Origin of the sequence: Xylanibacter rodentium, from assembly GCF_013166575.1 — a bacterium.
Lineage (GTDB): Bacteria > Bacteroidota > Bacteroidia > Bacteroidales > Bacteroidaceae > Prevotella > Prevotella rodentium.
This window is the reverse complement of sequence record NZ_JABKKE010000003.1, coordinates 1-15999: the sequence shown is the minus strand read 5'-3', so window position 1 is coordinate 15999 and position 15999 is coordinate 1. Positions and strand designations below refer to the sequence as shown.

Genomic DNA, 15999 nt, shown 5'->3' with positions numbered 1-15999 from the left:
CATTTATTCCGCAGACCAGCAGAGCAAGCGGTCTGTTGTGATGTTAGTCTCAATGCAAAGATACGAATTTTAAAGCAAATCATAACTCACGCGTGTGTGGATGCCATCGGAGGCGCACGGCTGAACCGTTCCACGCTTTTTTTGCTAAATATCCTTAACGAATAAAACAACATTCCAGATATTTAATTATCTTTGCAAAAACTATTTGCGGGGTGTTACTATTATTCGCGCCCCGCGCGGTCTTAAGGAAGTTAGAAGAACTTCACCGTTACGGTGATTATTCTTATTTTCCAAAACCGCAACACAATTTTTACGCTCATTGTATCAAATGGTTTTTTGGACGGTTGAGGCCGCCCGCCTTTGCCTGCAATATCGCAGGACTTTAACAGGGTGTTGGTCGCACCCTGTTTTTTATCGTCTCCGCGAATCACTTAAACGTGTCGTTGGGATTACGTGCCTTATCTTATATACCGCTTATATGCACCCGTGCGGCCTGATTGTATTATACTGTAAGGCAGAAGCCTTGTGTGTTTCTGTAATTTCATTCATAAGTTCAAATTCTATGAGAATAAAAAATTGTAGTGAAGAAAGCAAGGCATTTGGAAATAAAGATATTCATTGCCTTGAACAATCATGGAGAAGTCTCGTATGATGATAACGGACAGTACAGAAGATTGAACTTATACCGTATAGGCATCCAAATAATGTATGACAAAGTTGTAAAAATAGGGATAAACGGTTGGATTTCCTCTAAAGAAAAATCATTTTCTTAATCCTGCCGGTGTATAATCTCGCGATTTTATTGTACATTTGCAAAGAATAAGGATGCGGAGTGTACATGCGATGTGTATGTACGCAGCCTGTGTAAAAATAGAGAAACATAACAAACATTGCATATAAAAATATGAGAGGAAAGATAGACTGTTTTCTGGCGTGTGGAGATGTGCGTGGTGTAAGACCGCTGGTAGAGACGCTGCGCGACAGCAGGACGGTACATAATATAAACCTGATAATGACAGCCGCACATGCCGGTACAGCCGTTGATGTGCCCGAGGGATGCACGGTGATGACGGCAGACAGCGTGATTTGCAGCGCCACGATACGTGAGATTGCCGTGCGGGCCACGGCCGAGTATGTGATGCTGCTGACAAAGCCCGTCAACGTGACATTGGGCATGTCGGCAACTGAACGTGTGCTGCGCGTGGCAGACGATTCCGACGCGGCATTGGTGTACAGCGACCACTGGTCTGTAGAGAATGGCGTGCGGTGTCCGCATCCGGTGCCCGACTACCAGGAGGGCAGCGTGCGCGACGATTTCGATTTCGGTTCGCTCCTGCTCATCAATACCGCGCTGCTGCACCGCTATGTGGAGGACGCGTCGGCCGACTACCGCTATGCCGGACTCTACGACCTGCGTCTGTATTTGAGCAGGGTGGGGCGGTTGTTCCACATCAACGAGTATCTGTATACCGAGGAAGAGACCGATCTGCGTGCCAGCGGTGTGAAGCAGTTTGACTATGTGAATCCGGCCAACCGCGACGTGCAGATAGAGATGGAGCAGGCCGTTACTGCGCATCTCGAAGCCATCGGGGCGCTGATAGACACGCACAACTATGCCTGTCCAGATTTCGGAGAGCAGGATTTTGCGGTGGAGGCATCGGTGATAATACCCGTTCGCGACCGGGTGAAGACTATACTCGATGCTGTAAGGAGCGCTTTGTCGCAGAAAGCTACGTTTGCCTACAACGTGATTGTGGTGGACAATCATTCCACCGACGGCACCACAGAGACTATAGCCACACTGGCCGCTACCGACGCACGCCTTGTACACATCATTCCCGAACGCACCGACCTTGGTATAGGCGGATGCTGGAACATGGCCGTGAACGACGAGCTCTGCGGGCGTTTTGCCGTGCAGCTTGACAGCGATGACCTGTATAGCTCGGAGTATACACTACAAACCATAGTCGATGCCTTTCATGAACAACAGGCAGCTATGGTGGTTGGCTCATATCGCATGTGCGACTTCGACCTGAACACGCTGCCGCCGGGACTTATAGCCCATCGCGAGTGGACCGACGAGAACGGACCCAACAACGCTCTGCGTATCAACGGACTTGGGGCGCCGCGTGCTTTTTTCACGCCGTTGTTGCGCCAGATTCAGTTCCCCAATACTAGCTACGGTGAAGACTATGCGCTCGGCCTGATTTTTTCACGCCGTTACCGCATAGGCCGCATCTACGACGAGTTGTACCTGTGCCGCCGATGGGCTGGCAACAGCGATGCCGCACTGAGCATAGACAAGATTAATGCCAACAATACGTATAAAGACCGTTTGCGCACACTTGAGATTTCGGCACGCCGACGGATGTTGCAGGGTAAGGCAGACATTCTGGCCGACTCGTCTCTGCACCGTTTCTTCAACCTTCAGTTGGAGCGTTGGGACGATGCCCGTCAGCGCTACCGCGAATTGCAGAGCGTGGAGACGCGCGAGTTGCAAGGCGATACATTCACGCTTGTGGCGCAGTGGAATCCGGCGCGCATGGTGTCAACCGGAGCGTCCGTTGACCGTCGCACGGTGGAGACGCGCCCCTGTTTCCTCTGCGAGAAGAACCGACCGGCGGAACAGATAAAGAAGGTGCTCGACGCACGTTTCGAACTGCTTGTCAATCCGTTCCCCATACTGCCCATGCACTTTACCATCCCTGCCCGCAGCCACCGCCTGCAACATATAAGTGACTGCTACGGCGAGATGTATCGTCTGCTCTACGATTTTCCTGACCTTACCGTGTTCTACAACGGACCGAGATGTGGAGCGTCGGCCCCCGATCATGCCCATCTACAGGCCGGCACGACCGGTGTTCTGCCATTGCAGCGCGGTTGGCAGCGGCTCAGTCGCAATCTGGTGCCCGTGCTCACGCTCGACGATGGCAGTGGCATCTGGCACGTGTCTGACTATCCGTGTGCGGCGCTCGTCATACGTACGACCGATACTGTGTGCGGCGAGAAGCTGTTCCGCACGCTCTACGATGCCCTGCCCGTGGCCGATGGCGACACCGAGCCGATGATGAATATTGTGGGATGGCGCTCGGCCGACGAATATATCATGGTGGTGATGCTGCGCCGCAAGCACCGCCCCGACTGCTATTCGGCCGATGGCGACGCACGCTTTGTAGTGAGTCCCGGTGCGCTCGACATGGCCGGACTTATCATCACGCCGCGTGAGGAGGATTTCCGTCGGCTTACGCCCGAGGTGGCTTTCGGCATATTGCGCGAGGTGTCGCTCACCGACGATGAACTGGCGGCTGTGGTGGCACGAATCAAGCCCGCTTCCGCGGAATCGTGCCCGGTGTCGTTCTCTTCAGTTATTGGCGAAGACATGCCTGAGGTTCAGGTAGGCATTGTGAGTTGCAGCCGTATTGGCTTCACTCTAAATACTCCGTATATGGCTAAAGGCAAGACGATAGAGGGAGAACAGGTGGTGGAGTTCTCGGAGGGCGGCATACTGTGGAACGGCAACCAATACCGCGAACTGACATTCGCGCCGCTGACCGATGATGCCTCGTTCTCGCTACACGACGTCACCATAGGTGTAAACTTCCACTGGGAACGCAAGGAGACGCAGGTGTTCCGCGGTACCTTGCGCCTTGTGGTCGAGGCCGACAACATCACGGCCGTCAACCAATTGCCGGTAGAGGACTATCTTGTGAGCGTGATATCAAGTGAGATGAAAGCCACCTCGTCGGTCGAATTTCTGAAAGCCCATGCCGTGATATCGCGCAGCTGGCTGCTGGCACAGATGGACAAGCGACGCCGGCTGAAGGACGGACAGGACAGTTTCTTCTCGTTCATAAAAAAGGATGACGAACTGATACGTTGGTACGACCGCGAGGACCATACCATATTCGACGTCTGTGCCGACGACCATTGCCAGCGCTATCAGGGCATAACCCGTGCCGGCAACACATCGGTGGCGGAGGCCGTCAGGGCTACGTCCGGACAGATACTGGTATATGGAAACGAGATTTGCGACGCACGGTTCAGCAAGTGTTGCGGCGGTGTGACGGAAGAGTTTCAGTATTGCTGGGAAGACACACCGAAGCCGTATCTCGTTTCTGTGAGAGACTGCGGTGCCGACGGTCATGACTTCTGCGACACATCGGACAGGGATATATTGGCACAGGTGCTCAACGACTATGACCGTGAGACTCCGGACTTCTACCGTTGGCATGTGGAATATACGCAGGATGAGCTGTCGCAGTTGATAAACGGCAACATGAAAGATGATTTCGGCAGCATCGTAGACCTTGTCCCATTGGAGAGGGGTAAAAGCGGACGCATCAGCCGGCTGAAGATTGTGGGTACGAAGAAGACGTTCACCATCGGAAAAGAGCTTGAAATACGCCGCACACTGAGCCGCACGCATCTGTACAGCAGTGCGTTTGAGGTAGAACGTATGGATGTCAAGGACGGTATTCCGCTGCACTTCACGCTTCATGGGACAGGATGGGGCCATGGTGTGGGACTGTGTCAGATAGGTGCAGCCGTAATGGGAGCACGCGGATACAAGTATGACAGCATATTGCTTCACTATTATCGTGGGGCGGAGATAAAGAAGATATATTAAGAAAATGGAAAACTTATGCCTTTCCGTTTATGCCGGTTATTGTTCGTGGTGAAGGGCCGGCGTATCCGGAAAGGTGATTTTATCGATTATGAAGCAGCAGCGCAATCCTTGGGCATGGGTGCCCTCATTGTATTTTGCCGAAGGCATACCGTATGTGGCCGTGATGACAATATCGCTGATTATGTACAAGCGTCTTGGCATGTCGAATACAGACATCACTCTTTATACCTCGTGGCTGTATTTGCCGTGGGTTATCAAACCTTTCTGGAGTCCGTTCGTGGACATAATGATGACCAAACGGTGGTGGATAGTGGCCATGCAGTTGCTTGTCGGGGCGGCTCTTGGCGGTGTGGCTTTTACCGTTCCGGGGCCGTTCTGGTTGCAGGGCACACTGTTTTTCTTCTGGCTGATGGCCTTTTCGAGCGCCACCCACGACATTGCTGCCGACGGTTTCTACATGCTTGGGCTTGACCAGCACAATCAGGCGTGGTTTGTGGGCATACGCTCCACGTTCTATCGCATAGCGACAATTTTCGGACAGGGACTGCTTGTCATGCTGGCCGGAAATCTTGAGGTGCTCACACGCAATGTGCGCTATTCGTGGAGTCTCATGTTTTATTTCATGGCAGGTCTTTTCATTGTGCTGTGGCTGTATCATAATTGGGCGCTGCCGCGGCCGGTCGAGGACATGAAGAAACAGCGGATGACAATGAAAGTACTGTTTTCAGAACTTATCCGTACTGTAGCTACCTTTTTCCGGAAACCGCAGATGGTGGCCGGAATATGTTTCATGCTTTTCTATCGTATGCCCGAAGGGTTGCTGGCCAAGGTGTCCGCTCTATTTCTTATTGATGCCGAACACAATGGAGGATTGGGACTCTCGCCTGCAGAGTATGGCTTGGTACAGGGCACAGTGGGAGTGGTAGGATTGACACTGGGCGGCATATTGGGCGGTATGGCAGCCGGTCGCGACGGATTGAAGCATTGGTTGTGGCCTATGGTGTGTGCCATTACTCTGCCTGATGTGGTATATGTATACCTCAGCTATGTCATGCCATCGGATCTGATGGTCATCAACGTCTGTGTGTTTGTGGAGCAGTTTGGCTATGGGTTCGGTTTCTCAGCCTATATGTTATATCTTATATATTATAGTCAGGGTGAGCACAAGACGTCTCACTATGCTCTGTGTACGGCCCTTATGGCTCTTTCGATGATGATACCGGGATTCTTTGCCGGTGCCTTGCAGGAGACAGTGGGTTATCGTATGTTCTTCATTATCGTAATGTTTGCCTGTTCGCTTACGTTTATAGTTTCGGCTTATTTGAAGATTGACCCTGAGTTCGGGAGGAAGTCGGACGACGCAACACTCCGGAAAGATAAAGTACGGAATGGTGAATGACAGTTCTTCCAAGGGCATGACTGCTGATGGGCTGTCGGTTTAAATATGAAAATCCCTAACGACGAATAGGATAAACTATTTTGCCGATAGGGATTTTTTGTATATCTTTGTTCCCGTAAATCATTAAACCTTATATTATATGAAGAAAGTATACAATTACATTATGGTGATGATGCTGGTTACATTCACGGCACTGTCTTTGACAAGTTGCCAGGATGATGATGTTGACCAGGCATACGACATGAACGGGATATGGCAGGGGACGATTGAAGGTATGTACTATCACGACCGCTACGGGCGTGACGGACGTTGGGACACCGAGATACAGTTTGTGCAAGACGGTGATTTCTCGCGCGGAGGCTATGGCGAGGAAGTGGATTATTCGTACGACACTCATCGCATATACAGTTCGCAGTTCTATTGGGAGGTGCGCAATGGCAGGATACTGCTCGAATATGACGATGGCTACAGTGTGATAATACGCGACTACGAACTCTATCCGGTGGGTAGCGGAATGCGTTTCCGCGGATTTTTTGACGACTATAAGACTGGTGAGCCTATGGCTTCATTCAGTCTTGTGAAGGTTTCTGACTGGACGGACTGGACCAGAAGCAATGTCGGGTTGTCGTCGTCTGAAGACAATGATGACGGCCGGTAGGCGCTTTTTCGGCCGGTTTTCTTTCGATGTTTTATCGGATGAAGGTGAAAAAAGAATGTGAAATGTTTGTTTATATCGCAAACAATTATTACTTTTGCACAGTAAACAGACAGATAGGGGCGTAGCCCAGTTGGTTTAGAGCGCTGCAGTCACATTGCAGAGGTCCCCGGTTCGAGCCCGGGCGTCCCTACTTATATCAATTGAGATTTGAGAATGGATAATGGAGAATTATGATTACTCTTGTCGGTGGAATATAGAAACCAGATATTCGTATCCGTAAACAAGGCAAATCATAATTCTCCATTCTCACTTTTCAATTCTCAATTGATTGTATCCGGCCATGCATAGAGTTGTCCGTATGCTTCACGATATTCCCGGAGCAGCTGTTTCATGATTAGGCTCACGGGTCTTATTTCGTCCACGGCCGATGCAATCTGTCCTATTTCCAGTTCGCCGGTCTCTATGTCTCCTTCAAATATTCCACGCTTTGATGCCGCACGTCCCATTATTTCGCGCAGCTCATCGGTTCCGGCTCCGCGTGATTCAGCCTCGGCAATACGTTCGTACAGGCTGTTCTTTACAAGTCGGGTGGGAGCGAGCTTTTTCAGACACAGCATGGTTCCGCCCTCGTTGAGCGACAGACAACGCCGTTTGAATGCTTCGGATGCCGAGCTTTCTGACGATAAGGCGAATAGCGTTCCTATCTGTACACCTTCGGCGCCAAGTGCCTGTGCCGCCATCATAGCCCTGCCGCTGCCGATGCCGCCGGCTGCAATGAGTGGCAGGGTGGTGGCCCGGCGCACTTGGGGGATGAGCGCGAGTGTGGTGGTCTCCTCACGTCCGTTGTGTCCTCCTGCCTCAAATCCCTCAGCTACAACGGCGTCAACTCCGGCTTCTTCACATTTGCGGGCGAAAGTGCTGCTCGACACCACGTGGGCTACGGTGATTCCGGCCTCATGAAGTAGTGGTGTAAAGCGTTTCGGACTGCCTGCCGACGTGAACACCACCCGTACACCGCTGTCGGTCACTATTTTCATGAGCCGGTCTATCTCCGGATACATCAGCGGAATGTTGATACCCCAAGGCTTGTCGGTGGCGGTTTTCATCTTGCCGATATGTTCCTGCAAGGTTTCCGGATGCATCGAGCCGGCACCGAGCAGTCCGAGTCCTCCGGCATTGCTTACCGCTGCAGCCAGACGCCATCCGCTGCACCACACCATTCCACCTTGCACTATGGGATATTCTATTCCGAAAAGTTCTGTAATCCTGTTCATATTCATTCTGTATATTATGTTTGTTATATTTTGTATTAAGCGCAAAGATAATGCAAAGCGAGAGCAGAATCTCCAAACTCGTTTGGGAGTTATGCCGAGATGCAGATTGTCTTATGCAAAGATAATGCAAAGCGGCGGAATAAACGAACGTATGTCTTCTTTTGTGATAATTTGTTGGTTTATAGCGGTTTTTAATCATATTACGGATGGTTTTCGAGTGAAAGCTCATATCTTGTCTTTGTGCCGGTGCTTTACCTTAATGTGGTTTTTCTGCGTTACAGCCTCTTTCTTTTTTTTCTTTCCTCTAAAGAAAAAATCATTTTCTTTATCCTGCCAGTGTATAATCTCGCGATTTATATGTAAATTTGCAACCGTGGTTGAATCAACCGCCGTTGCAAATATGAATCTAATATGAAATTCTATAACCGAGAAAACGAAATAGCCGAGTTGAAGCGAATATGCAATCTGTCATATACTCAAAACTCGCGCATGACAGTAGTGACAGGCCGTCGGCGCATCGGCAAGACGAGTCTTATTAAAAAAGCGTTTGAAGACAGTGACGAGCCGATGCTGTATTTTTTTACAGGGCGCAAGGCCGAAGCGGCACTTGTGGACGATTTTGTCCGGGAAGTACACAGCACCTTGCACGGATATGTCCCTGAAGGCTTGAAATCCGTAACAGGAGTATTGAAACATCTGTTTGAACTGGCAAAGACAACGAAGTTCACTCTGGTCATTGATGAGTTCCAAGAGTTCATGACCGTTAATCCGTCCGTGTTCAGTGACCTCCAGAACCTATGGGACAGTTACCGTTCCTGTACAAGAATGAACCTTGTCCTGAGCGGTTCGGTTATGTCGATGATGCGCCGGATTTTCACCGATGCACACGAGCCGCTGTTCGGACGAGCTGACAATATCATCAACCTCCGGCCTTTCAGGATAAAAGTGGTAAAGGAGATTTTGAAGGATTACAATCCTGAATACAGCAACGATGACCTTCTGGCATTGTATTCCATAACGGGAGGAATACCGAAGTATATCGAGCTTTTTTGCGACAATGGCCATGTGACGGTCGAGTCCATGCTTTGCTTTACCGTATCATACATGTCTCCATTTATCGACGAGGGACGCAACCTGCTCATTACCGAGTTCGGGCGCGATTACGGCACTTACTTTTCCATTCTTCTCGCCATAGCGCAAGGGCATACGTCACAGGCTGAAATCACTGCGGCATTGGGCGGAATGGCTATCGGTGGTCATCTTGACCGGCTTGAGAATACATATAACATATTGTCTAAATACCGTCCTGTCCTGTCCAAACCCGGCAGCAAGAACACGGTGCGTTTTCGTATCTGTGATAATTTTTTGCAGTTCTGGTTCCGCTTCATAGAACGAAACCGTTCCATGATTGAGATTGAAAACCATGACGATTTACGGGATATTGTCATACGGGACTATCCGACCTATTCCGGCCTGACACTTGAAAAGTATTTCCGGCAGAAGTTGACGGAGGAAGGCGGATTCCGCGAAATGGGTTCGTGGTGGGAGGCTAAAGCCGGAAAAGAAGCCTGCGAGATAGACATTGTAGGCATACGTACAGAAGGCAAATCGGCACTCATTGCCGAAGTAAAGCGTAATGCACGTAATTACGACCACAAAGCTTTCAAGGCCAAGGTAGAGCACATAAAGTCCAAGATACTATCAGGGTATGAAATAGAATCCCGACTTTATACCATAGATGATATGTGACACAGTTGTGGGATTCTTCATTGGCATAAGGTATGGGATTGTCGAAAATCCCGTGCAGACCCGTACCTGTGGTTTTGTCGGTGGTCCGATGCTCCAGCCCGTAAATGATAAAAACATGTTCCATCACATCTGTATCTCAAAAAAAAAGAGTAACTTTGCGGCATAATTACATAACGCCGTGACAGGACAAGATGACTGACAACAATATCACGAACGACAGACTTAGAATGCCCGCCGAGTGGGAACCACAGAGCGCGGTACAGTTGACATGGCCGCACGAGGCTACCGATTGGCAGCCCATATTGGCCGAAATCACAGAAACTTACGTAACGATTGCCGTTGAGATAGTTCGGCGTGAAAGACTTATCATTGTCGCTCCCAATCCCGAAGAGGTTATGGAACGGATAAGGTGCGGCGGTGCTTCAGAGGAGATGACGGACAGGATTACAACCCTTTCATGTCCCACCAACGACACATGGGCGCGCGATCACGGATTCATAACCCTTGTCGGCAGCGACGGTGAATTGCGTCTGCTCGACTTCCGGTTCAACGGATGGGGCGATAAATTCGAGGCAACGCTCGACAACGCCATAAATCGACGTATGTACGAAAGCGGTATTGTCGACGGAGAATATGAAGACCATCTCGACTTTGTGCTTGAAGGCGGGGCTATAGAAAGCGACGGCCGGGGTACGGTGTTCACTACATCAGGCTGTCTGCTTGCTCCCAACCGCAACCAGCCTCTCGCCTTGTCTGAAATAGAGACGGAATTGAAACGTCGGTTGCACGCACACCGTATAGTCTGGATAGACCACGGCAATCTGACAGGTGACGATACGGACGGCCATATCGACACATTGGTGCGTGTGGCTCCCGATGACACTTTATTATATGTAGGATGTGACGATACGTCGGACGAGCAGTACGCCGGACTGCAGTTGATGGAGAGTCAGCTCCGTATGCTGCGCACGGATGCCGGCAGGCCGTTCCGTCTGCTCCGACTGCCGTCACCGTCACCGATATACGACGACGGCGAGCGTCTGCCGGCTACCTATGCCAACTTTCTTGTCATCAACGGTGCCGTGCTGTGCCCTACATATTCACAGCCGGAAACAGACAGCAAGGCACTCCGGATTATCGGTGAAGCCTTTCCCGGTCGTGAGATAGTGCCGGTAGACTGCCGTAGCATAATACGTCAGCACGGTTCGCTTCACTGTTGTACGATGCAGTATCCGATGGGTGATACACGGAGATAACACTTTTTGATTATGAAGATAGGATTTTTGCAGCAGCATAACACTGCTGATACACGCGACAACATTTTGCGCCTGGCAGAGGGTGTTGCCGATCTGGCCAGACGCGGTGCGGAGCTCATAGTGCTTCAGGAACTTCACAACTCGCTCTACTTCTGTCAAGTGGAGAGTGTGGACAATTTCGATTTGGCCGAACCTATTCCCGGGCCATCGACAAATATGTTCGGCGAACTGGCCCGCGACTACGGTGTGGTGATAGTGACTTCGCTCTTCGAGCGCCGTGCGCCCGGACTGTATCACAACACGGCTGTGGTGATAGAGCGCGACGGGACCATTGCCGGCAAATACCGTAAGATGCACATACCGGACGACCCCGCATATTATGAGAAGTTCTATTTCACTCCCGGTGACCTTGGCTTCAAGCCTGTCGAAACCAGTGTAGGGCGTCTTGGCGTGATGGTGTGCTGGGATCAGTGGTATCCGGAAGCGGCACGGCTGATGGCGTTGCAGGGCGCTGAGATTCTTATCTATCCCACAGCTATCGGATACGAAAGCAGCGACGCACCTGAAGAGCAGCAGCGCCAGCGCCGTGCATGGCAGACTGTCCAGCGCGGTCATGCCGTGGCCAACGGTCTGCCTGTGGTGGCCGTAAACCGTGTGGGGCACGAACCCGACCCGTCGGGACATACCGGCGGCATACAGTTTTGGGGCACTTCATTCGTTGCCGGCCCGCAGGGCGAGATATTCTATGAGGCATCAGAAAACGAAGAGGAAAGCATCGTCGTGGATATAGACATGCGCCACAGTGAGCAGGTGCGCCGTTGGTGGCCTTTCCTTCGCGACCGCAGGATTGACGAATACGGTGGGATAACAAGACGGTTCATCGACGCCCCTTTATGATACAGGGCCATCATAATAAAAGAAACAACAAAAAAGAAATATAGCATTATGTCTTCAAACTTAAGATTTCAGGTAGTAGAAGAGGCCTTCAAGAAACAGGCTGTCGATGTAAAGGCTCCGGCCGGCAGACCGTCGGAGTATTTTGCCAAATACGTCTTCACACGCCAGAAAATGTACAAGTATCTGCCGGCGGATGTCTACGCCAAACTTATTGATGTGATAGACAACGGCACACGCCTCGACCGTTCGATAGCCGATGCCGTGGCTGCCGGTATGAAGCGGTGGGCGATGGAGATGGGTGTCACCCATTACACACACTGGTTTCAGCCGCTTACCGAGGGGACGGCCGAAAAGCACGATGCCTTCGTGGAACACGACGGCAAGGGCGGTATGGTGGAGAACTTCAGCGGCAAATTGCTTGTGCAGCAGGAGCCCGACGCCTCGTCATTTCCCAATGGCGGAATCCGCAACACCTTTGAGGCCCGCGGATATTCGGCATGGGACCCCACATCGCCTGTCTTTATCATAGACGACACTCTGTGCATACCCACCATCTTCATTTCATACACCGGCGAGGCGCTTGACTATAAGGCCCCGCTGCTTCGTGCACTGCATGCCGTGGACAGGGCTGCCACCGACGTCTGCCGGTATTTCTATCCCGAAGTGAGCAAGGTGAAGTGTAACCTTGGTTGGGAACAGGAATACTTTCTCGTAGACGAGGGGCTTTATTCGGCCCGCCCCGATCTGATGCTCACAGGCCGCACGCTCATGGGGCACGAAAGCGCAAAGAACCAGCAGATGGACGACCATTATTTCGGAACAATCCCCGACCGTGTGCAGGCATTCATGAAAGACCTCGAGATACGTTCTCTCGAACTGGCCATACCCTGCAAGACACGTCACAACGAGGTAGCCCCGAATCAGTTTGAGCTGGCTCCGATATACGAGGAATGCAATCTGGCTGTCGACCACAACATGCTCCTGATGTCACTGATGAAGCGTGTGGCACGGAAACACGGATTCCGTGTGCTGCTGCACGAAAAACCATTCGACGGCATCAACGGCTCCGGCAAGCACAACAACTGGAGTCTGTGTGCCGACAACGGTGTGCTGCTGCACGCTCCGGGAAAGACACCCGAGGAGAATCTGCGCTTCGTGACATTCATCGTAGAAACCCTTATGGCGGTCCACAAGCACAACGGACTGCTCAAGGCAAGCATAATGAGTGCCACCAACGCCCACCGTCTGGGAGGCCACGAGGCTCCGCCGGCCATCATATCGTCGTTTCTCGGCAAACAGTTGAGCGAACTGCTCGACCACATCGAGACGTCGGACAAGGACGAACTGTTCAATCTGAAAGCCAAACAAGGCATGGAGCTTGACATCCCGCAGATACCGCAGCTCATCATAGACAATACCGACCGCAACCGCACAAGTCCTTTTGCCTTTACCGGCAACCGCTTTGAGTTCCGTGCCATCGGTTCGGAGGCCAACTGTGCCTCGGCCATGATAGCCCTTAACTCGGCCATGGCCGAAGCCCTTGTCAGCTTTAAGGAGCGTGTAGACATGCTCATGGCAAAGGGCGAGAGCAAGATAAGCGCCATTCTTGACGTGTTGCGCGAAGACATCAAGGCTTGCCGCCCGATACGCTTCGACGGCAACGGATACAGCGAGGAATGGGTGGCGGAGGCACGCCGGCGCGGACTGGACACAGAGCGGAGCTGTCCGATAGTGTTCGAGCGGTATCTCGATCCGGAAAGCATTGAGATGTTCGAGCGTCTGGGCGTCATGTCGCGTAAGGAGCTTGAGGCCCGCAACGAAGTGAAGTGGGAGACATATGTAAAGAAGGTCCAGATTGAAGGCCGGGTGATAAGCGATATGTCGATGAACCACATAATCCCCGTGGCAACCCATTATCAGAGTACGCTCATCCGCAACGTACAGAGCATGAAGGCTGTATTCCCGCCGGAAAAAGCCGAAAGCCTTTCCGCCCGTAATATGAAACTGATAGAACAGATAGCCGGCAGTACCGAGGCTATAGAGCGTCTTGTGGAAGAACTGACAGAGGCCCGCCGTGTGGCAAACCGCATAGAGAGCATCCATCAGCGTGCGATAGCCTATCACGATACGGTCGAGCCTAAGATGCAGGCCATACGCAAGGAGATTGACAGCCTGGAAATGATAGTTGAGGACGGTCTTTGGACATTGCCCAAATATCGCGAACTGCTGTTTATAAGATAAGCATATCCGATTGTCATCCGCAGTGGAAGAATTTTCTCACGAGTTTCATCATTTCCTCGGCATCGTTTTCGACGTCCCGGCGTAGTGTCCGGTCGTTGTATGCACGCAGACGGCTTATCGTACCGTCGAGCATGGCCGGACTGAATACGCCGTTGTGTTCGTATATCTTGCGTTGATGTTCTAGGCTGTCGGCTGAAGCTGCGCAACTGTCGGGCAGCTGTGTCAGCGACGCAAGGCATTGGCGGTTCTTTTCCGTATGGATATTCACATTGACATATTTGCGTCGGGCAATGTCAAGGGCATTGTCAAGCTCGAAGCCATGGCGGCAGGCAACAGCCAATGAGGCCAAAAGCAGATAGATGTCTGCCGAGCCGTCTGCCGAGCGTATTTCCACCGTCTGTTTGTCCGTGGTGTCGCGGTGGGCAGGGGCCTCCAGTGGGTTGGCCGTAGCGCACATGTCGGTCTGTGCCGACCATCCCAACGGAACACGTACGAGGACAGAGCGGTTGCGGTCGCCCCAGCAAATGTTTGTAGGAGCCTCCTGGTGCGGTACGAGACGGAAATAGGATGTGGGATTGGTGTTGCCGAATGCCGTTATCGACGGTGCCAGTTCCATCATGCCTGCTATGGCGCGGAGTGCTGTGTCGGAGAGGCTGCCGGCGGACAGCATCATGTTTTCCCCGTTCTGAGTGATGCGCATGTGTATATGCAGACCGGAGCCGGCTTTTCCGGTGGTAATCTTAGGAGCGAAGGTAATGTCGTATCCGTATTGCCGTGCAAGATTGCGTATAATCCATTTGGCCACCATCAGTTGGTCGGCAGCCTCTTCTGCCGGAACAGGAAGGAACTCGATTTCGTTTTGCTCATATATCATCCCGTCAAGTGTGAAGTTGCCTACTTCCGAATGGCCGTATTTGATGCGTCCTCCGGCTTGGGCTATGTATGCCATACACCTGGTACGGAAATCGCCGAACTTCGCGTACGGTGCCGACTCATGATATCCGCGTTGGTCGGTGGCGGGAAACATTCTGCAGTCAGGGGCAATTACGTAATATTCCAGTTCGCCCATGGCTTCGAATGTCATGCCGGTGGTGTCGGTGAAAGCGCAACAGGCTTTGTGCAGAGTCTGTTCGGGCGCACTTTCGAGTGGCTGTCCGTCTTTGTTGAAGAACGAGCAGAGCATCGTTATCGTGGGAATTTCGGCGAAAGGGTCGAGGAATGCTGTTCGGAAACGCGGTACAACGTATAAATCGCTGCTGCCGGCCTCGATGAACGGGAAGAGGCTTGAGCCGTCCACACGCTCTCCGCACGTCAGTATGGCCTCTAAATATGCCAGATCGTTTATCACAAAGTTCAGCGTCTTCAACCGTCCGTCAGATGCGGGATACATGAAGTTTACCATTCTTATCCCCTCTTCACGGATATATTTTACGATGTCTTCCATCGTAAATTCTGTGTGTTGTTTGCCAAGGATGGCAACCAGTCTGTTGGGGTTCATTTCTATTTCCTTTTTCATCATAAGATTGTTTTTAGTTATTTGTTGTATGAATGGTTGTTTTGTGTTATGGTATTATATCGGACAAAGATAATGATTTTTTTTGTCTATATATCATAAATGTAATACTTTTCTCTGTAATAAGTAGGTATTCAATTAATCGTAAGTTAGTCAACAAAATTAAACTATATCATCCTCCGGACAAAACGTTCCTTGACAGAACGCGCCCCAACGGGGCAACAAGCACATAGCCCGGGGCAGAGCGCAGCGGCACCCCGGGAATCATACATCGACGAACTCTGCGCCCTGCCTATTCCCGGCACTGATGTCACGATCCTGAACACTTCGGCCAGCTCCCCGTCGGATTCTATGAGCGATGCAATCTTCTTGTCGATCTTATCTA

At 51.4% G+C, this 15999-nt stretch carries 10 protein-coding genes and 1 tRNA gene; 8 read left to right on the top strand and 3 right to left on the bottom strand.

Annotation, left to right across the window (positions count from 1 at the left end):
- The first annotated feature begins 904 nt into the window (after positions 1-904).
- The 4 genes from HPS55_RS02680 to HPS55_RS02665 all read left to right on the top strand — a co-directional run bounded on the left by HPS55_RS02680 (position 905) and on the right by HPS55_RS02665 (position 6874).
- Positions 905-4627: a DUF4922 domain-containing protein gene (locus tag HPS55_RS02680; protein WP_172175736.1), complete on the top strand. Its 3723-nt coding sequence runs from the start codon at positions 905-907 to the stop codon at positions 4625-4627.
- A gap of 88 nt (positions 4628-4715) precedes the next feature.
- On the top strand, positions 4716-6026 hold the full coding sequence (locus HPS55_RS02675) for an MFS transporter (protein ID WP_172175734.1): 1311 nt from the start codon (positions 4716-4718) through the stop codon (positions 6024-6026).
- A 139-nt stretch (positions 6027-6165) separates the two neighbouring features.
- On the top strand, positions 6166-6684 hold the full coding sequence (locus tag HPS55_RS02670; RefSeq protein ID WP_172175732.1) for a hypothetical protein: 519 nt from the start codon (positions 6166-6168) through the stop codon (positions 6682-6684).
- 115 nt (positions 6685-6799) lie between these two features.
- Positions 6800-6874 (top strand) — tRNA-Val (locus HPS55_RS02665).
- A gap of 130 nt (positions 6875-7004) precedes the next feature.
- On the opposite strand, the gene HPS55_RS02660 is transcribed toward HPS55_RS02665, so the two are convergent.
- Entirely contained in the window at positions 7005-7958 is a 954-nt protein-coding gene (locus tag HPS55_RS02660; RefSeq protein WP_172175730.1) for an NAD(P)H-dependent flavin oxidoreductase, read from the bottom strand.
- Positions 7959-8369: 411 nt separating this feature from the next.
- Here HPS55_RS02660 and HPS55_RS02655 point away from each other — a divergent pair, with 411 nt between their 5' ends.
- The 4 genes from HPS55_RS02655 (at position 8370) to HPS55_RS02640 (ending at position 14101) form a co-directional block, all read left to right on the top strand.
- Positions 8370-9707 carry an ATP-binding protein gene (locus tag HPS55_RS02655; RefSeq protein ID WP_172175728.1) on the top strand — a complete coding sequence of 446 codons (1338 nt, stop codon included), beginning with the start codon at positions 8370-8372 and terminating at the stop codon, positions 9705-9707.
- A 191-nt stretch (positions 9708-9898) separates the two neighbouring features.
- Positions 9899-10963 (top strand): agmatine deiminase family protein, encoded by a 1065-nt coding sequence (locus HPS55_RS02650; protein ID WP_172175726.1) that lies wholly within the window; start codon positions 9899-9901, stop codon positions 10961-10963.
- A gap of 12 nt (positions 10964-10975) precedes the next feature.
- Positions 10976-11860: a carbon-nitrogen hydrolase gene (locus HPS55_RS02645; RefSeq protein ID WP_172175724.1), complete on the top strand. Its 885-nt coding sequence runs from the start codon at positions 10976-10978 to the stop codon at positions 11858-11860.
- 48 nt (positions 11861-11908) lie between these two features.
- On the top strand, positions 11909-14101 hold the full coding sequence (locus tag HPS55_RS02640; RefSeq protein ID WP_172175722.1) for a glutamine synthetase III family protein: 2193 nt from the start codon (positions 11909-11911) through the stop codon (positions 14099-14101).
- A 13-nt stretch (positions 14102-14114) separates the two neighbouring features.
- Here HPS55_RS02640 and HPS55_RS02635 read toward each other — a convergent pair whose 3' ends face one another.
- Positions 14115-15617 carry a glutamine synthetase family protein gene (locus tag HPS55_RS02635; RefSeq protein ID WP_172176211.1) on the bottom strand — a complete coding sequence of 501 codons (1503 nt, stop codon included), beginning with the start codon at positions 15615-15617 and terminating at the stop codon, positions 14115-14117.
- Positions 15618-15781: 164 nt separating this feature from the next.
- A partial coding sequence (locus tag HPS55_RS02630; protein ID WP_216655532.1) for a hypothetical protein occupies positions 15782-15999 on the bottom strand: 218 nt, incomplete at its 5' end.